This window comes from Yeosuana sp. (genome assembly GCF_057126245.1).
The window spans coordinates 12,840-31,156 of sequence record NZ_DBNGMQ010000006.1 but is presented as its reverse complement, the minus strand read 5'-3'; the positions used below and the strand labels follow the sequence as shown (position 1 = coordinate 31,156).

The window sequence follows — 18,317 nt, the reverse complement described above, 5'->3', positions numbered from 1 at the left end:
CCTTAATGTTTAAAGGGCTTCGGTTAATTTATTGTTAAAAGAAATTAATAAAACGTTAAACAAAACTAGATAATTTTTAAAATGTTATCCGAAGGTCTTCCAATTACGGCATTCTTTCCATTTACAACAATTGGTCTCTCAATTAGTTTGGGATTTTCAACCATGGCATTAATAATTTCGGCATCAGTTAACTCTTTTCCTTTATAATGTTCTTTCCAAATGGCTTCATTTTTTCTAACGAGTTCAATGGGTTTGATCCCCAGCAACTTAATAATATTTTCTAATTCATTAATTGAGAGCTTTTCTGTTACATAGTTTATTACTTTAAACTCTTTACCTGAATCTTCAAGCAATTTTAAACCATTTCTTGATTTACTGCATCTATTGTTGTGATATATTTTAATCATCATATATAAATATAATTATAGCGAGTTATCTTCTTCTTTTTGTCCCATCATCATGAGATACGATTTTAAAAACGGACCAATATCACCATTCAAAATGGCATCTACATTACTGGTTTCATGGCCGGTTCTAACGTCTTTCACTAACTTGTACGGCTGCATAACGTAGTTGCGAATTTGGCTTCCCCATTCTATTTTCATTTTCCCTGCTTCTATATCGTCCCGTTGTGCCAATTGTTTTTGGAGTTCAATTTCATATAATTGAGACTTAAGCATTTGCATGGCACGCGCCCTATTGTCATGCTGTGAACGTGTTTCTGAACATTGAATTTGAATACCAGTAGGTTTGTGAGTTAATTGCACTTTGGTTTCTACTTTATTAACATTTTGTCCGCCAGCGCCGCTAGAACGTGCTGTAGTAATTTCGATATCGGCAGGATTAATTTCAATTTCAATACTATCATCTACCAATGGGTAGACATAAACAGAAGCAAAGCTGGTATGACGTTTCGCATTACTGTCAAAGGGCGAGATTCTAACTAAACGATGCACCCCATTTTCACCTTTAAGCCAACCAAAAGCGAAATCGCCTTCAATCTCAAGAGTCACCGTTTTAATTCCGGCAACGTCACCTTCTTGAAAGTTAAGTTCTTTTACTTTAAAACCGCTTTTTTCAGCATACATTAAATACATTCGCATGAGCATACTGGCCCAGTCACAACTTTCTGTACCACCAGCTCCTGCGGTAATTTGTAAAACAGCACTTAAACTATCACCTTCTTCAGAAAGCATATTTTTAAATTCTATATCTTCAAGAAGATTTTGAAGTTTTTCATAACTTTCTTGAACCTCTTCAAGCGTGTATTCTCCTTCTTTATAGAATTCATATAAGATTTCTAGTTCTTCAAAAAGTGTTATCGAGGTATTATAATCTTCGACCCATTTTTTCTTAACTCGTAATGACTTCATTACTAATTCAGCAGATTTAGAATCATCCCAGAAATCAGGCGCAAAGGTTTGTTCTTCTTCGTTTTGAATTTCTATCAGTTTGGCATCTATGTCAAAGATAGTGCCTAAGTTTGTCAAGGCGGGTATTAAGAGATTTGATTTGGTCCGATGTAATCATGTAAAGAATTTATTTTAAACAAAAATATAATATAACCTTTAAGAACATAAATTTAAATGATATTTTTATCAAATAATAAATAAGATTACTTTAATGACAATAGACTTAAGAAGCGACACGGTTACCAAGCCCACAAAAGGCATGCTGGAAGCTATGATGCAAGCTCAAGTAGGTGATGATGTGTTTAGTGAAGATCCTACCGTAAACTTGTTAGAAGCCCGGTTAGCTGCCATGTTTGGTAAAGAAAGAGCCGTGTTTTTTCCTTCGGGCACTATGGCAAATCAAACAGCTATAAAATTACATACCAATCCTGGTGAGCAAGTCATCTGTGATAAATATGCTCATATTTACAATTATGAATCTGGTGGAGCTTCTTTTAATAGTGGTGTGTCCTGCAGGCTTTTAGATGGGGATAGAGGTATGTTTAAGGCTAATCAAGTCCTAGAGGCTATCAATCCAGATGCCTTTTATTACAGTCAGACAAGTTTGGTTGAAATTGAAAATACTACCAATAAAGGAGGGGGTGCTTGTTGGGATTTCAATGAAATTTTAAAGATTAAGGACGTTTGTGATTCAAACGAATTAAGGTTTCATTTAGATGGTGCACGACTATGGAACGCTTTAGTCGCTAAAAGTGAAACTACGAAACAATATGGTGAGGTATTTGATACCATTTCGGTATGTTTAAGTAAAGGCTTAGGTTGTCCAATTGGTTCTGTGCTTATTGGAGATGACAATATTATGAAAAATGCCATTAGAATTAGAAAGATTTTTGGCGGCAATATGCGGCAAGTTGGGTATTTAGCCGCTGCCGGATTATATGCATTAGATAATCATGTTGAAAGATTAGAGGAGGATCATAAGAAATCAAAAGCACTAGGAGCCCTTCTATCTAATTTGTCTTATATTAAAACGGTTGAACCTGTTGAAACCAATATTGTTATTTTTGAATTAAACAGTGATGTTAATGAAACTAAATTTGTTCAAAAGCTAAAAGAAAGTAACATTTTAATTATTAGCATGGGTAGTAATAAACTACGCATGGTTACCCATATGGATTACACTAACGAAATGCACGAAACAGTCTTAAGCAGTTTTAAGCATTTAACCATCTAGATTTCTAACATCTCTACTTAAACATATCCATACCCGGAATATCAGGTAATCCGTCTTTGGCGGCTGCCGCAAGTTCTGTTTCATTAATGTTAGTTGCTTTTTCTATGGCTTTGTTTAATGTAAGAACTAAGTAATCTTCAAGTTCCTCTTTATCATTTAATAAATCATCAGATATTGAAATAGACTTAATCGTTCTGTTAGCCGTTAAAGTGACTTTAACCTTATCATCATTGCTTTTTTCGTCAATTAAAACGGTGTCTAAACGCTTTTTTGTTTCTTCAACTTTCTTTTGGGTTTCTTTTAATTTGCCCATCATATTCATCATATCTCCAAACATGGTTTTTTTATTTTTATATTTCTTACAAAGCTATATAATTTTTATATTTTTGACACTTTCATTCCAAACAAATACGTCCTTTTGAAAAAAGCAGTGATAGAGCCAATAGCAACGAAAAAACCAAAAGAATTAATAATTCATTCTGACAGAAGAATTGATTATTATTATTGGTTAAATGACAAAGAAAATCCTGAAGTTATAGATTATTTAAATTCTGAAAACGATTACGCTAAAGAAATAATGTCTCATACCGAAGATTTTCAAAAAGTGTTGTTTGAAGAAATGAAAGGTAGAATTAAGGAAGATGACACGACGGTTCCTTATAAACTAAATGGGTATTGGTATATTACACGATATGAAAAAGGTAAAGATTACCCTGTTTACATTCGTAAGAAAGAGACCTTACAAGCACCTGATGAAATTTTATTTGATTGCAATGATATGGCAAAAGATCATGCCTATTTTAATTTAGGTAGCATTGCAATAAGCCCTGACAATACTATGGCTAGCTTTTCATCTGACACTGTGAGTAGAAGGCAATATACGATTCAAGTTAAAAACTTAAAAACAGGTGAGATTTATCCAGATAAAATTATAAATACCACAGGTAGTTGTGTTTGGGCTAATGATAATAAAACCTTGTTTTATGCCATGAAAGATGAAGTAACGCTTCGTTCCTATAAAATTTTCAAGCATAAACTTTTTAGTGGTACTAAAAATGATAAGATGGTATTTCATGAGAAAGATGAAACCTATAATACCTTTGTTTATAAATCAAAATCAAAAAAATATATCATTATTGGGTCTTCAAGCACCTTGACTTCAGAATATCGAATTTTAAATGCCAACACACCTGATGAAACCTTTAAGATTTTTCAAAAACGTGTACGCGAATTAGATTACAGTATTGCACATTACAAAGATCACTTTTACGTTATTGCTAACAGCGATAATGCTAGAAATTTTAAGCTTTTAAAAGTTAATGAATCTCAAACTCAAAAAGAGTTTTGGAAAGAAGTGATTCCTCATAGAGATGACGTTTTAATTGAAGATATTGAGATATTTAAAGATTATTTGGTGATCAATGAGCGTGAAAATGGTCTAAATAGACTTAGAATTATGAGTTGGGAACGACATGAGGATTATTATTTGCCATTCGAAAGTGAAACCTATACCGTTTTTATTGGTAATAATCCAGATTTTGATAGTGACGTATTAAGATATAGTTTTAATTCGCTCACATCACCAAGTTCTGTGATTGATTATAATTTTTATACGAGGGAAAGTGAATTAAAAAAACAACAAGAAGTTTTAGGTGGTGATTTTAATCAAGACGATTACGAGTCTAAGCGAATTTGGGTTACTAGTAGAGATGGCGTAAAAATTCCAATATCATTAGTTTATAAAAAGGGAATCAAATTAAATGGTAAGAACCCGTTGCTATTATATGCGTATGGTTCCTATGGTTCAACGATTGATCCGTCTTTTTCCACAATCAGATTAAGTTTGTTAAACCGCGGATTTATATATGCCATAGCGCACGTGCGCGGGGGCGAATATTTGGGTAGAGAATGGTATGAAAACGGTAAACTTTTATCGAAACTAAATACATTTTATGATTATATAGATTGTTCTAAACATCTAATAAAAGAAAATTATACATCGAGCGAACATTTATATGCTTATGGAGGCTCTGCCGGAGGTTTACTCATGGGAGCTGTTATAAACATGAATCCGGAATTATACCATGGCGTTTTAGCAGCGGTACCTTTTGTAGATGTCGTTACAACCATGTTAGATGATACGATTCCTTTAACAACTGGAGAATATGATGAATGGGGAAACCCTAACGAAATAGAATATTATCAATATATGAAGTCATATTCACCTTATGATAATGTAGACGCTAAATCATACCCCAATATGCTAGTAACTACAGGGTTATATGATTCTCAGGTTCAATACTGGGAGCCAGCAAAATGGGTGGCAAAACTAAGAGAATTAAGAAAGGGGTCTAATATTTTGGTTTTTCATATCGACATGGACTCTGGCCATGGCGGTGCTTCTGGACGTTTTGAAAGTTTAAAAGAGGTTGCCTTAGAATATGCTTTCTTGTTAGATTTAGAAGGAATTCATTGCTAATAAAAAAAAATGTTTTATTTTTGACAGGTTTTAGGTTACTTTGATTTTCACATTAATTAGAGTAGCTCTTAAAAAGCATTTATGAGACACGAAAATCAAGTTTTTGACAATGTACTAGATTTAATAGGTAAAACACCACTTATTAAACTAAATAAAATCACTGCTCCTTTTAAAGGTGATTTTTATGCAAAAGTTGAAGCTTTCAATCCTGGACATTCTACGAAAGATAGAATAGCACTTTACATCATTGAAGAAGCAGAACGAAAAGGAATCCTAACCTCAGGAGATACAATTATTGAGACTACCTCTGGAAATACAGGATTCAGTTTAGCAATGGTAAGTGTCATTAAAGGTTACAAATGTATTTTAGCGGTAAGTTCTAAATCATCACCAGACAAAATTGATATGTTGCGTTCTATTGGAGCAAAAGTTTATGTGTGTCCAGCACATGTTGCCGCTGATGATCCAAGATCTTATTATGAAGTTGCAAAAAGACTTCATGAAGAAACAAAAGGTTCTGTATATATCAATCAATATTTTAACCAATTAAATATTGATGCGCATTATAATTCTACAGGTCCAGAAATCTGGAATCAAACAGGAGGTAAAATAACCCACCTTGTAGCTTGTAGTGGAACCGGAGGAACTATCTCAGGAACGGCTAAGTATTTAAAAGAGCAAAATCCGAATGTTAAAATAATTGGAGTTGATGCTTATGGTTCAGTACTTAAGAAATATCATGAAACGAATGAGTTTGATGAAAAAGAAATATATCCATACAGAATTGAAGGCTTAGGAAAAAATTTAATTCCCACTGCAACAGATTTTGGTCAGATTGACAAATTTATAAAAGTAACAGACGAAGAAAGTGCTCATACAGCTCGAGAGATTTCAAAAACTGAAGGGCTTTTCGTAGGTTATACTAGTGGCGCAGCGTTACAAGCAGTAAAACAACTTAATGAAACTGGTGAATTTAAAAAAGGTGACATGGTTGTCGTTTTATTCCCAGATCATGGATCGCGTTATATGAGTAAAATATATAGTGATAAATGGATGAATGAACAAGGCTTTTTTGATAGTGTAAACATAGAAGCTGCGAAAGCTATAGAGTATATAAAATAAAATAACTAATTTAAATATCTTAGAGGTCGTATTGTGTAAAAAGCAATTAACTACCTCTTTTTTTATTTTATAAATAATTCAATGGCAAAAATTATGTGCAAACAATATAAATATTTAATTTTGCCAGAACTAACTAAGGATTTAAAACTATAATAAGTTACATTAAAAACATTGCTGCTTTTAATATATTTATCCTTTCGTTATTTAGATTTAGAGTTTTTTTAATAGCACTAATAAACAAAATTAATGAAAGATTTATTTGAAAAAATTTATAAAGACAAAGGACCACTAGGGAAGTGGGCATCGCAGGCTGAAGGTTATTTTGTGTTTCCAAAATTAGAAGGGCAAATTTCTAACCGTATGAAGTTTCAAGGTAAAGATGTTATTACCTGGAGTATCAATGATTATTTAGGTTTAGCAAATCATCCTGAGATTCGCAAAGTAGATGCAGAAGCTGGAGCTGCTTATGGATCGGCTTATCCAATGGGAGCAAGAATGATGTCTGGTCATACGGAGCTTCATGAAACTTTACAGAAAGAACTTGCTGAATTTGTTAATAAAGAAGCTGCTTATCTTTTAAATTTTGGATATCAAGGTATTTTATCTACTATAGACGCCTTAGTTAACAAGCATGATATTATTGTTTACGATGTAGATGCACATGCATGTATTATTGATGGTGTTCGTTTACATATGGGTAAACGATTTACTTATAAGCATAACGATGTAAAAAGTTTAGAGAAAAATTTGGATCGCGCCACTAAAATGGCTGAACAAACTGGTGGCGGTATTTTAGTAATTTCTGAAGGGGTATTTGGAATGCGAGGAGAACAAGGAAGACTAAAAGAGATAGCTGCTTTAAAGAAAAAATATAAATTTAGATTTTTAGTAGATGATGCTCATGGGTTTGGTACTTTAGGTAAAACAGGAGCAGGTGCGCCAGAAGAGCAAGGTGTTCAAGACGATGTAGATGTTTATTTTGCAACCTTTGCTAAATCTATGGCAAGTACGGGAGCTTTTATAGCAGCAGATCAGGAAATTATAGATTATTTAAAATATAATCTGCGTTCTCAAATGTTTGCTAAATCTTTACAGATGCAATTGGTTGTAGGCGCTCGTAAAAGATTACAAATGCTTAAAACGATGCCTGAGCTTAAAAACAAGCTATGGGAAAATACGAATGCCTTGCAAAATGGTCTTAAGGAGCGCGGTTTTGATATAGGAACTACACAAAGTTGTGTTACTCCAGTATATTTAAAAGGAAGTATTCCAGAGGCGATGGCTTTAGTAAAAGATTTAAGAGAAAATTATGGAATATTCTGTTCTATAGTAGTTTATCCTGTAATACCTAAAGGCTTAATTTTACTAAGATTAATACCAACAGCGACCCATACTTTAGAAGATGTTAAAATAACGTTAGATGCTTTTGATGCTATTAGATCGAGATTAGAAAACGGAACTTATAAACGTTTATCTGCTGCGGTTATGGCTGCAATGGGTGAGTAATTAAAATATATATTATAAAAAAAGAGCCACTTATTCAAGTGGCTCTTTTTTTTAAAATGCTTTTCTAAATGTTTTTCGCCTTCTGTAAACTTCAGGATTAAAATGCTTCCATATTTGGTGAATAGCTATATTGTCTTCTAATTCTGGAGTTCGAAAGCAGGTTTGTATGCCTTTTTCAGTAAACGTATTGTAATATTCGTTAAAAATAACAGCGTGCACGCCTTTATTTTGATAATCAGGGTGAATTCCTATTAAGTAAAAAATAACCTCCTTACTATCTTTCTTAGCATCTAAAATATATTTAAAACCAAAAGGGAATAAGTGTCCTTTGGCCTTTTGTAAGGCTTTAGAAAAGGCTGGCATAACAATAGCAAAACCAACTAAATTTTGATCTTTATCAATTATAAACTTGATGTATTCTGGGTTTACAAAACTTATAAATTTCTTTTTAAAATATGCCTTTTGAATATCGGTTATTTCGACAAATGAAGATAAAGAAGCGTAAGACTTGTTGAATAAATCAAACATTTTATCGACATAAGGCATCACCTCAGACGTTTTAGTAAAGGACAGGGCTTTTAAGTTGTATCGACGTTTTATTAACTCTTGTGCCTTTAAAAAAAACTCTGGCTTCACATTTTCAAATGGAAATCTACTTTCTAAATATGATTTTTCAATGACATAGCTAGCTGCTTCGTAATGTTTAGCATAATAAGGATGGTTATACCAGGTAACCATTGGAGCAATATCTTCAAATCCTTCAGTAATCACACCAACTTTATCTAAATTTGAAAATCCAACTGGACCTTCGGCATATTCTAAACCATTCTCTTTTCCTAAAAATTCAATTTTATCAAATAAAGCTTTAGAAACTTCTACATCATCAATAAAATCAAACCAACCAAATCTCATTTTTTTTTGGTTTTGGTTTTTTACTTCTAACCAATTTATAATCGCAGCAATGCGTCCAACAATTTCATTGTCCTTATAAGCTAAAAAGAAATAAGCTTCGGCGTCATTAAAAACGGGATTTTCTTTTTTGCTGAACGTCTTAATTTCTTGACTAATAATAGGAGGTACCCAATATTTTGAGTTTTTATATAGCTTAAAGGGAAATTTCACAAAGTTCTTTAAGTCTTTTTTTGATGTTACTTCTTTTATTATTATCATATTAAAATGATAGGTTTTTACTATTAATTAAATTTTTGAGTTTTTCTTTTATTTTTCTTGTTGTAATCTTCAATAACATCAGTAGTTTTCTTGTTCTTTTTTGATTTTCTCTTTTTACCTCTTTTTAACGAGTTACCATTATCCGTTTTACTTTTTTCTTTGTCTTTATGGAAGTCTAATCGATACGAAAGTCCAAAATTGACACTTAAAACTGATGGTGTGTCTTTTGTGTTAAATGTTAAACCTGTGTCTAACTGAAAATTTTTACTCCACAAATAAGCACCGCCAAATCTAAATAAGTTATCTGCGTAAAAGTCACTTTGTATCCCTTGTGCTTCACCGAAAATAACCCATTTTGGATTAAAGGAATGCGTTAGGGTTAATATATATTGAAAATCGGATTGGTCTGTTCCAATTCTATCTTTTATTAAATTAATTACAAAAACCCATCCGCCAGCAAAGTTGTTTTGAGTTGCTATCATTACTTTAGGACTAAACCCTTCAATGCCGCTAGCCGTATAAGGGTTGTTTTTGGTGTCATAATTTGCTCCAGCATACACAGCTACTGCTGGGATTAAAGAACTCCATTTAAATCGATGATTCGCTTTCCAACTATAAAGGTTTGGTTTATCGTTTTCAGAATTTTTATAAGGATCATAAAGTAAATATTTAGCACCTACCGTTATATTTTTAAAGTTTGATCGCGATTCATCAAATGGAATGCTTGAAAAATATGTTTTTGTATCATTTTGGTAGGTGCCTTCAATGCTTAATTCTAATTCTTCAAATACAAGTCCATATCGTCCGGCAAAATCAACACCAAACCCCGAAACTTCCGTTCTTAACGCTGGGGTACGATCTTCATTAATTATATAGGGGCCTACCTCAAACTGCACCACATTGGTGCCTACTGAAAAAGCACTTCTAGAAACACCTGGTCTGTTTGAATTTATAACATCGGTATATTGGCTAAATACATTGATAGTGAATAAGCAAAAGAAATAAATAAAGGCAGATTTGTTGAATTTCATAAGTACAGATTTTAATTTTTTCTATCTATTACGTCAAAAGACTATTAACATTTAAAAAATTAAGACGTATCAAATATAGAGATTTTATAGTTTTTTTATCATTTTTGAATGTTTTTTAAAAGTATAGAATTGTATTTTTGCTCAAAACTATTATTATGCTACAATTTGCATCGGTACCTGGGTTTTTAAGAACCATTCTAATCATTTTATTGATTTATTACGGAATTAAAGTTCTGTCAAGATTGTTTGCTCCATTTTTAATGAAATTTGTCGTAAAGAAGGCAGAACAACGTTTTGGGAGTCAGTTTAATGCAAAAGAAGAACCACAAAAAAAAGAAGGTGAAGTAACCATCGATAAAGTTCCAAATACGAAATCTTCAAATAAAAATGTAGGAGACTATATTGATTACGAAGAAATTGATTAATTTTCACTATCATTGGTTTTAATCTAAATTCATGCAATTTCCCATAAAACGCGTTTTACCACACCTATTGGTTCTTATAGGTTTTGTTATTATTTCTTTAGCATATTTTAGTCCTGTACTGCAAGGAAAACAATTATTTCAGAGTGATATCATGCAGTATATTGGCATGTCTAAACAGCAGACTGATTATAGATCCGATTCGGGTGAAGAAACCTATTGGACTAATAGTGCTTTTGGAGGCATGCCTACCTATCAACTAGGTGCAAAATATCCACATAATTATATTAAGAAATTAGATTTATCACTTCGGTTTTTGCCAAGACCAGCAGATTATCTGTTTTTATATCTGTTGTCTTTTTATGTGCTGTTACTGGTTTTGAAAGTAGATTTTAAATTGGCCACTCTTGGTGCGCTAGCCTTTGGGTTTTCAACGTATTTGATTATCATATTAGGAGTAGGGCATAACAGTAAAGCACATGCCATCGCTTATATGCCACTAGTTTTAAGTGGAATTATATTAACCTTCCAACGGAAATATATTTTAGGTTTTTTGCTAACAACCGTTGCTTTAGGTTTAGAAATTGTAGCGAACCATTTTCAAATGACCTATTATTTATTGTTGTTGGTTCTTGTTTTGGGGATCGCTTATTTAATTGATGCTTACAAGAAGAAGGTGCTTTCTAATTTCTTTAAGTCTCTGGGGGTATTAATCATAGCAGCTATTCTAGCCGTTGGTTTAAATGCTACGAATATTTTGGCAACTAAAGAATATGCCAAAGAAAGTACACGTGGCAAAAGTGAATTAACCATAAATCCTGATGGTAGTATAAAAGAAATTACATCTGGTCTAGATAGAGATTACATCACACAGTTTAGTTATGGTATCGCTGAAACTTTTAATTTGTTTATTCCGCGATTTATGGGTGGTGGGAATGGTGAGAATGTCGGTAAAGATTCCGCGACCTATGAAGCTTTTAGAAAATTAGGAGCAACCCCTACACAAGCTTTACAGGAATCTAAACGCGCTCCTACCTATTGGGGTGACCAGCCTATTGTTGAAGCCCCGGCTTATATTGGAGCGGTTGTTTTATTCTTGTTCGTCTTTGCTTTGTTCTTAGTAAAAGGGCGTTTAAAGTGGTGGCTTGTAGGCGGTTCGATTTTATCGTTACTATTGTCTTATGGTAAGAACTTTTCTGTTTTAACGGACTTTTTTATTGACTTTGTACCGCTTTATAATAAATTTAGAGCAGTCACATCTATACAGGTACTATTAGAGTTATGCATTCCTGTATTGGCTGTATTCGGACTTGTAAAATTATTTTCCGAATTTATTAAAAAAGAAGAAAAACAGAAGGCATTACAATATGCTACCATTATTACGGCAGGTTTGGCACTTGTATTCTTAATATTTAAATCATCATTATTTAATTTTGTTGGTGTGAATGATGGTTTTTATCGTCAAAATTACGGGCAAGCCTTTATTGATGCTATTAAAGAAGACAGAAAAACACTTTTCACCAATGATACCATACGAACCTTAATCTTGGTAATGCTTTCTGCGGGATTAATTTTTATGTTTTTGAAGGAAAAGTTAAAGAAAGAGTGGGTCATTATTTCTTTTGGTGTTTTAATCCTATTTGATTTAGTGATAGTAGATAGACGTTATGTGAATAATGAAGATTTTATATCTTCAATAAGTGTCAATAAGCCATATCAACCCAATGAGGCAGATTTAGAAATTTTAAGAGATAGCACGCATTTTAGAGTGTTAGATTTAACATCATCAGGCGCCAGAGCGTCTTATTTTCATAATTCTTTGTCAGGTTATCATGCCGCCTCATTAAAAAAGTATGATGAATTGTTTGATTTTTATGTTGCTAACAACAATATGAACGTATTAAACATGCTGAATACTAAATACATTATTATTAATGACAAGGAGGGGAATGTTTTGCCATATGTAAATGATGAAGCGAACGGAAATGCTTGGTTTATAAGCGAATTGGTAAGTTTTGATTCTGCTAACAAAGAAATGTTAGCATTAGATAGTTTAGATAATAAAAACAAAGCAACGATTAGAAAAGTTTCATTGACTCAAGGAAATTACCGTACCTTATATAAAAAGGATTCTACAGCAACTATTCCGTTAATTGATTATAAGCCAAATTATTTAAAGTATCAATCTAATAATGACTTTGAAGGGTTTGCTGTGTTTTCAGAAATTTATTATCGTTCTGGTTGGCAAACATTTATCGACGGAAACAAGGTGAGTCATACGAATGTTGATTATGTGTTGCGCGGTATGGAAATTCCGAAAGGAAGCCATACGATTGAGTTTAAATTTCAACCACAAGTTGTAAAAACAGGAAGCTCAATTGCCTTTGCTAGTTCTGTTTTAGTCGGAATTTTAATTATCTTGGGCTTATTCTTTCAAATTAAGAGAAACAAAAATGCCAGTGCGTAAAAAAGCACTTATCATCACGTATTATTGGCCACCAGCAGGTGGCCCTGGTGTTCAACGTTGGTTGAAATTTGTAAAATACCTTCCAGAATTTGATATTGAACCTATTGTTTACATTCCAGAAAATCCGCAATATCCATTAATTGATAAAAGCTTGCTTTCGGAAGTCTCAAGTGATATAACCATTATCAAACAACCCATTAAAGAACCATATAAACTGGCAGGATTGTTTTCTAAAACCTCATCAAAATCCATAAGTAAAGGAATTATTCCTGAACAAAAACAACAAGGTTTGATTGAGAAGTTGTTACTTTACATAAGAGGTAATTTTTTTATTCCAGATGCACGTGTATCATGGGTTAAGCCTTCCGTAGCCTTTCTTTCAGACTATATTTTAAAAGAACACATACAAACCATTATTACTACGGGGCCGCCACATAGTTTGCACTTAATAGGTTTGCAATTAAAAAAACAACTAGGAGTGAGGTGGTTGGCAGATTTTAGAGATCCTTGGACAACGATTGGTTACCACAAACAATTAAAATTAACGACTGCTTCAAAAGCAAAGCATAAGGCTTTAGAAAAACAGGTTTTAAATGCTACCGATCAAATTGTTGTAACAAGTTTTATTACCAAAAAGGAGTTTCAGAAGATTACCAATCAACCTATTGAAGTTATTACGAATGGTTATGATACGGAATCTGTTTCTGAGGTTATAATGGATTCTAAGTTTACATTGTCACACATCGGATCATTATTATCTAAACGGAATCCAGAAAATTTATGGAACGTATTAAGTGATTTAATATCTGAAAATGATTCATTTTCAAACGATTTCCAACTTAATCTAGTGGGTGCGGTTAGTGTAAATGTGTTAAATAGCATTAAAAAATATAATTTAACAAATCATTTAAATAATATCGGTTATGTTTCACACAAAGAGTCTATTGTATTTCAAAAAAAATCTCAATTACTCTTGTTGATTGAAATAGATTCTGATGATACTAAATGCATTATACCAGGAAAGCTATTTGAATATATGGCTTCTGGAAGACCCATTATAGCTGTTGGTCCAAAAGAATCGGATGTGGAAAGCATTATTAATGAAACCAATACCGGACAGTATTTTTATTATGATGATTATAATAACTTAAAAAAACTTATCTTGAGTCATTATAAAGATTTTAAGAGCCATATGTTGCAATCTCATCCCGTTGGTCTTCAAAAGTACAGTAGAAAATCGCTTACAAAATCTTTATCTAAATTCATATAATGGGTATTGTTGCATCTCAATCGATTAAAAACACAATTACTACCTATTTAGGTTTTGGTATCGGGGCTATTAATGTACTCTTTTTATTCACCAATTTTATTAGCGACACCTATTTTGGGTTAATAACGTTTATACTCTCTACCGCAAATATTATGATGCCTTTAATGGCATTTGGTACACATAATACCATTATTAAGTTCTATTCAATATTTAAAACAAGACAATCTCAAAATAGTTTTTTAACCCTCATGATTTTTTTACCAATAGTCGTTATAATTCCGTTAGGTTTAATAGGGCATTTGTCATATGAGGTTTTAAGTAATTGGTTGTCTCAAAAAAATGCCATCATTAAAGATTATTATTGGTTGATTTATGTGTCTGCTATAGCCTTTGCATATTTCGAGGTGTTTTACGCCTGGAGCAGAGTACAGATGCAAAGCGTTTTTGGTAATTTTATGAAAGAGGTGTTTCATAGATTAGCCACGACCATTCTTTTGTTCTGTTTGTATTTTAATTTTTTAAATGTCGAAGCGTTAATTAATGGTATTGTTGCTGTTTATATATTACGTGCGTTAGTTATGGCTATTTACGCCTTCAGTTTAAAACAGCCTATTATAAAATTCCATACGTTTAAAAGTTTACCAAAAGTTTTAAAATACACCGCTTTAATTATAGTGGCAGGTTCTGTGGCGAATATCATTTTAGAAATAGATAAGTTTATGTTGGGTTACTACGTGGATATTGAAAAAGTGGCGTATTATGGCGTCGCTATCTACATAGCCAGTGTCATTGGTGTTCCATTAAGGTCTTTACATCAAATAATAAGCCCCATAACGGCGAAACTTTTAAATGAAAATAATAAAGTAGAATTAAAGGCTCTTTACAAAAAAAGCTCTTTAAATTTATTTATTATCAGTGGTTTTATTTTTCTATTGATCATTATAAATATCAATCAACTCTATTTACTTATTCCAGAAAAATTCAGTGGAGGTTTATTAATCGTGTTTTTAATTGGGGTTTCAAAACTCACAGACAATATTTTAGGTAATAATAATGCTATTTTGTTTAATAGTGATTACTACAGAATCGTATTGCTTTTAGGCATTTTTCTTGTTTTTACAACCATCACGTTAAATATGATTTTTATACCCATATATGGAATTAATGGTTCTGCGTTTGCAACCTTTATATCTGTTTTGGTTTATAACATGGCTAAATTACTTCTTGTAAAGTTCAAGTTTAATATGTTTCCTTTTACTATAGCAACCCTTAAAACAGTGATGCTTATATTTATAAGCATTATTATCTTTTATTTTTGGGAGTTTCCGTTTCATGTCATTATTAACATCGGTTTAAAATCCTTGTTATTTGTTGCTTTTTACGGTTGTGTGGTTTATGTTTTTAATTTTTCAGAAGATGTAACGTCTATTTTGAATAAGCTCTTAAAACGTCATTATTAGAAGCAGAAAACCCTGCGAAGTCGCTTTGAGGCAAACATATCGCAGGGCTTTCCAACTAACCAACCAAATTATTATGATCGTCTTCTTGTTGTTGTCGATCTTGTATTGTTTCTAGAATTACTACTTCTACTTTGCGTCGCTTTTGGTTTGCTGTTTCCAGTAGATTTTCTAACAGTCCGTTGTGTCATTGTTTTAGGCTCACTGTTTTCAGTAGACCTTGTAACAGTGCGTTGTGCCGTCGTTCTCGGTTTACTTTGCTCTGTTCTAGCAGTAACTCGTTGCGTATTTCTGGTGTTATTTGTGTTATTATATGCACGTGTATTTGAACTTTTTGGTTTTTGAATCACCGAAGTATTTCGATTTCTTGACTCAGTTCTAGTAACGTTATTTTCAACTCTTTTATTATCTCTATTATAATCTCTTCTTGAGTTTGTTCTATTTAACGTTGTGTTGTTATCACGTCTTGAATCATTTCTGGTTACAGTTGATGATTCTATTCTTGTTCTGGTATTCACATTATTAGTATTACGTCTATTTGATGTATTGTTTTCTGCAACAGTACGTCTGGTATTAGCAATTCTATTTATGTCTCTTACATTTTTATTGCTTCTATTTACAGTCGCATAACTTCTATTTCTTGTGATGTTGTTTCCGCGTCTGCTAGCAATGGCAGTTCTAGGTCTGTAGTTATTATAAAACGGTCTGTTATAGGTATAACGTACAGGATTATAATATTGTCTGTAAGGTCTGTTGTAAACTACACAGTAATCATAAGCAGGAATACTGTAATACCGATGCCAAGGTCTGTGTATATAACCTCTGTTGTAAATGTTTATAAAACCAGTATAATGAGAAAACACATTGAATCTGTTATAGTGTACATATAACCCACCGACTCTAGAGATATAACCATAATTGTTATAATTTATGTTTACGTTTCCGGCTTGACTTATGCGTCCGTAATAATCATAATAAATAGGGGTGTTTTCTATTTGAATAATAGCACCATACTCATCATATTGTACATATGCATTATAATCATATCCAGAATTAAAACTAAAGTTTATGTTAGGAGAACCAATTGATACATTAACATTGGATCTGTTTCCTAAAATGTTAAAATCAAACTGTCCATCACGGAATACAGAAAACTCAATACCATTCTCTACAAATATGAAAGAATTTCCATAACCATTAATATAAGTAGATGTATTCACATTCTCAGTAGTATTGGTTGTGATTGCCGAAGCTGTTAACCCTGTAAAGATTAATCCTGCTATTAGTAGTAACTTTTTCATAATTGTGAGTTTTTATTGTTGTACGTTTATCTAGTTACAAACAGCGTGCCAAAAACTGTTATATGATTATAAGTTGCTGATAATCAATTAAAAAAAACTCAAAACCTTTTTATAGGCTTTGAGATTTTAAACAACTAATTCAAAATATTTATTAATGATTTTTCTTTTTTAGTTTTTTCAACTTACCATGTTTCGTATAATGAAAATAATTAGCATCGTAATGCTTGTCATAAAAACTGCCATCGTTCGGGCTAACATCGTTACATACATTTATATTTAATCGGTTTATATAGCCAGATGTGTGTACTATTTGTCCCCAATTATTGTAACTAACGTGTAAGCCTCCAATTTTAGACACTATTTGGCCCCTTCTTTTATAATCAATATCTATTGAGCCAATTTGAGTCACATCACCCATACGATTGTAATAAATAGGCGTATTTCCAATTCGGGTTATATATCCAAATCTATCCTTAACAATCATAGGTTTTCTATATGTGTTCGAGGTGTATTGTACACGCAAACCTTTTGTAGCATAACCTGTGTTAATAGTGTTTCTTCTTGTATTTGAATCATAATAATTAGTGTTGTATAATACATCAAAATCAAAACTTCCGTCAGGAAACACCATAAACTCTATACCACGTTCCATAAAGACAATAGGCTGTGCATAACGATAGTGTTTTATAATATTTGAATGTTTCCCTTTTGGATTAGGGTCTAGTTGTTCTGTTGCTGATACAGTTGCTATACTTAATAACAAACTTGTAATAAAAAGTAATTGTGTTTTCATATTCAAAGGATTATATATAATGCCTACTCTTTAAGCTTTTCGGCTTCCGCTATAAATGATTCATTTTTGTTATACATCATTAGATAAATTCATCATAGGTGTGAAGCGATTTCATTATTTCTTCATAAAATAAAATAGCTCTAACCAATTTGCTGGTATCAGAGTAGGGCAAGATTGTTTTTTGAAATTCTAACGTGTTTTTTATGTAAGTATCTGTGTTTTCGTGTTGATTATCAAGTACCTTTCTATTCTCTTTGCTGTTAGGTATGCCAAGCGTAGACATCGTTGCACTTGGTTTCGTTGCGAAGGCTATGTAGGGCAATGTATTGGAAAGAACTGCTATTCTCTCTAAGTACAATTCTAATAATTCACCTTTTTGCATTTTTTCTAGTTCTTCACTACCGTGATATTTTTTTATGGCGACTTTGTTATTTATAATACTTTTTGGGTCATTCTTTTTTTGCGCAAAACTGAAAGCAGTGACTAAAAGAAAGCAAAGGCTGAGTAGCGTAATTTTTGTTTTCATGATTCTGGGGTTTATTTTTTTGCCTACTCTTTAGCTTTTCGGCTGCCGCTATTGCTTTATAGTTTTCAATTTGCGTGCCAAAAATTTAAGTTGCTAAGAATGAATTGGTTAAACCGTATGGGTTTGT

Annotated in this window: 16 protein-coding genes; 8 read left to right on the top strand and 8 right to left on the bottom strand. The window is 32.3% G+C overall.

Features of this window, described 5'->3' with window-relative positions:
* Nucleotides 1-65 precede the first annotated feature (65 nt).
* Both arsC and prfB read right to left on the bottom strand, forming a co-directional pair.
* A complete protein-coding gene (arsC, locus tag AC15TD_RS00335) occupies nucleotides 66-407 on the bottom strand; it encodes an arsenate reductase (glutaredoxin) (protein ID WP_484450222.1) in 342 nt (113 codons plus the stop codon).
* A gap of 15 nt (nucleotides 408-422) precedes the next feature.
* A protein-coding gene (gene prfB / locus AC15TD_RS00330; RefSeq protein ID WP_484450156.1) for a peptide chain release factor 2 occupies nucleotides 423-1,530 on the bottom strand; the annotation gives its coding sequence in 2 pieces (ribosomal slippage) (nucleotides 423-1,466 and nucleotides 1,468-1,530; 1,107 coding nt in all).
* 93 nt (nucleotides 1,531-1,623) lie between these two features.
* On the opposite strand from prfB, the gene AC15TD_RS00325 reads away from it, so the two are divergent.
* Nucleotides 1,624-2,646 (top strand): threonine aldolase family protein, encoded by a 1,023-nt coding sequence (locus AC15TD_RS00325; protein WP_484450155.1) that lies wholly within the window; start codon nucleotides 1,624-1,626, stop codon nucleotides 2,644-2,646.
* Between the two features lie 13 nt (nucleotides 2,647-2,659).
* On the opposite strand, the gene AC15TD_RS00320 is transcribed toward AC15TD_RS00325, so the two are convergent.
* The gene (locus AC15TD_RS00320; RefSeq protein ID WP_484450154.1) at nucleotides 2,660-2,983 is read right to left on the bottom strand and encodes a YbaB/EbfC family nucleoid-associated protein; all 324 of its coding nucleotides are present in this window, start codon (nucleotides 2,981-2,983) and stop codon (nucleotides 2,660-2,662) included.
* Between the two features lie 81 nt (nucleotides 2,984-3,064).
* Between AC15TD_RS00320 and AC15TD_RS00315 the strand changes: the two genes are divergently transcribed.
* From AC15TD_RS00315 to capB, 3 genes are all read left to right on the top strand, one after another.
* Nucleotides 3,065-5,125 (top strand): S9 family peptidase, encoded by a 2,061-nt coding sequence (locus AC15TD_RS00315; RefSeq protein WP_484450153.1) that lies wholly within the window; start codon nucleotides 3,065-3,067, stop codon nucleotides 5,123-5,125.
* Between the two features lie 81 nt (nucleotides 5,126-5,206).
* Nucleotides 5,207-6,247, top strand: coding sequence for a cysteate synthase (gene capA / locus AC15TD_RS00310; protein WP_484450152.1), 1,041 nt, complete (start codon nucleotides 5,207-5,209; stop codon nucleotides 6,245-6,247).
* 246 nt (nucleotides 6,248-6,493) lie between these two features.
* Complete coding sequence (capB, locus tag AC15TD_RS00305) at nucleotides 6,494-7,753, top strand: cysteate-C-fatty acyltransferase (protein WP_484450151.1); 1,260 nt, start codon at nucleotides 6,494-6,496, stop codon at nucleotides 7,751-7,753.
* Between the two features lie 51 nt (nucleotides 7,754-7,804).
* Here the strand turns inward: capB and AC15TD_RS00300 are convergent, their stop codons facing one another.
* Both AC15TD_RS00300 and AC15TD_RS00295 read right to left on the bottom strand, forming a co-directional pair.
* Nucleotides 7,805-8,923, bottom strand: a complete 1,119-nt coding sequence (locus AC15TD_RS00300) for a GTP cyclohydrolase (RefSeq protein WP_484450150.1) — start codon at nucleotides 8,921-8,923, stop codon at nucleotides 7,805-7,807.
* Between the two features lie 23 nt (nucleotides 8,924-8,946).
* Nucleotides 8,947-9,954: a transporter gene (locus AC15TD_RS00295; RefSeq protein WP_484450149.1), complete on the bottom strand. Its 1,008-nt coding sequence runs from the start codon at nucleotides 9,952-9,954 to the stop codon at nucleotides 8,947-8,949.
* A gap of 155 nt (nucleotides 9,955-10,109) precedes the next feature.
* Here AC15TD_RS00295 and AC15TD_RS00290 point away from each other — a divergent pair, with 155 nt between their 5' ends.
* The 4 genes from AC15TD_RS00290 to AC15TD_RS00275 are packed head-to-tail and all read left to right on the top strand — an operon-like array spanning nucleotide 10,110 to nucleotide 15,573.
* Complete coding sequence (locus AC15TD_RS00290; RefSeq protein WP_484450148.1) at nucleotides 10,110-10,379, top strand: DUF4834 family protein; 270 nt, start codon at nucleotides 10,110-10,112, stop codon at nucleotides 10,377-10,379.
* Nucleotides 10,380-10,410: 31 nt separating this feature from the next.
* Complete coding sequence (locus AC15TD_RS00285) at nucleotides 10,411-12,843, top strand: YfhO family protein (protein ID WP_484450147.1); 2,433 nt, start codon at nucleotides 10,411-10,413, stop codon at nucleotides 12,841-12,843.
* Nucleotides 12,830-14,113 (top strand): glycosyltransferase, encoded by a 1,284-nt coding sequence (locus AC15TD_RS00280; protein WP_484450146.1) that lies wholly within the window; start codon nucleotides 12,830-12,832, stop codon nucleotides 14,111-14,113. The genes AC15TD_RS00285 and AC15TD_RS00280 overlap by 14 nt, the downstream gene beginning before the upstream one ends.
* Nucleotides 14,113-15,573, top strand: coding sequence for a lipopolysaccharide biosynthesis protein (locus tag AC15TD_RS00275; protein WP_484450145.1), 1,461 nt, complete (start codon nucleotides 14,113-14,115; stop codon nucleotides 15,571-15,573). The genes AC15TD_RS00280 and AC15TD_RS00275 overlap by 1 nt, the downstream gene beginning before the upstream one ends.
* A gap of 71 nt (nucleotides 15,574-15,644) precedes the next feature.
* On the opposite strand, the gene AC15TD_RS00270 is transcribed toward AC15TD_RS00275, so the two are convergent.
* The 3 genes from AC15TD_RS00270 to AC15TD_RS00260 all read right to left on the bottom strand — a co-directional run bounded on the left by AC15TD_RS00270 (nucleotide 15,645) and on the right by AC15TD_RS00260 (nucleotide 18,190).
* Nucleotides 15,645-16,871, bottom strand: coding sequence for a hypothetical protein (locus AC15TD_RS00270; protein WP_484450144.1), 1,227 nt, complete (start codon nucleotides 16,869-16,871; stop codon nucleotides 15,645-15,647).
* Between the two features lie 151 nt (nucleotides 16,872-17,022).
* A complete protein-coding gene (locus tag AC15TD_RS00265) occupies nucleotides 17,023-17,664 on the bottom strand; it encodes a hypothetical protein (RefSeq protein ID WP_484450143.1) in 642 nt (213 codons plus the stop codon).
* 79 nt (nucleotides 17,665-17,743) lie between these two features.
* Nucleotides 17,744-18,190, bottom strand: a complete 447-nt coding sequence (locus AC15TD_RS00260; protein ID WP_484450142.1) for a hypothetical protein — start codon at nucleotides 18,188-18,190, stop codon at nucleotides 17,744-17,746.
* Between the last annotated feature and the right edge of the window lie 127 nt (nucleotides 18,191-18,317).

Coding starts and splice junctions, on each gene's coding strand:
- AC15TD_RS00325 (WP_484450155.1), top strand. CDS start 1,624: ATGACAATAGACTTAAGAAGCGACACGGTTACCAAGCCCACAAAAGGC.
- AC15TD_RS00260 (WP_484450142.1), bottom strand. CDS start 18,190: ATGAAAACAAAAATTACGCTACTCAGCCTTTGCTTTCTTTTAGTCACT.
- AC15TD_RS00290 (WP_484450148.1), top strand. CDS start 10,110: ATGCTACAATTTGCATCGGTACCTGGGTTTTTAAGAACCATTCTAATC.
- capB (WP_484450151.1), top strand. CDS start 6,494: ATGAAAGATTTATTTGAAAAAATTTATAAAGACAAAGGACCACTAGGG.
- AC15TD_RS00270 (WP_484450144.1), bottom strand. CDS start 16,871: ATGAAAAAGTTACTACTAATAGCAGGATTAATCTTTACAGGGTTAACA.
- AC15TD_RS00295 (WP_484450149.1), bottom strand. CDS start 9,954: ATGAAATTCAACAAATCTGCCTTTATTTATTTCTTTTGCTTATTCACT.
- AC15TD_RS00280 (WP_484450146.1), top strand. CDS start 12,830: ATGCCAGTGCGTAAAAAAGCACTTATCATCACGTATTATTGGCCACCA.
- AC15TD_RS00265 (WP_484450143.1), bottom strand. CDS start 17,664: ATGAAAACACAATTACTTTTTATTACAAGTTTGTTATTAAGTATAGCA.
- arsC (WP_484450222.1), bottom strand. CDS start 407: ATGATTAAAATATATCACAACAATAGATGCAGTAAATCAAGAAATGGT.
- AC15TD_RS00275 (WP_484450145.1), top strand. CDS start 14,113: ATGGGTATTGTTGCATCTCAATCGATTAAAAACACAATTACTACCTAT.
- capA (WP_484450152.1), top strand. CDS start 5,207: ATGAGACACGAAAATCAAGTTTTTGACAATGTACTAGATTTAATAGGT.
- AC15TD_RS00300 (WP_484450150.1), bottom strand. CDS start 8,923: ATGATAATAATAAAAGAAGTAACATCAAAAAAAGACTTAAAGAACTTT.
- AC15TD_RS00285 (WP_484450147.1), top strand. CDS start 10,411: ATGCAATTTCCCATAAAACGCGTTTTACCACACCTATTGGTTCTTATA.
- AC15TD_RS00320 (WP_484450154.1), bottom strand. CDS start 2,983: ATGTTTGGAGATATGATGAATATGATGGGCAAATTAAAAGAAACCCAA.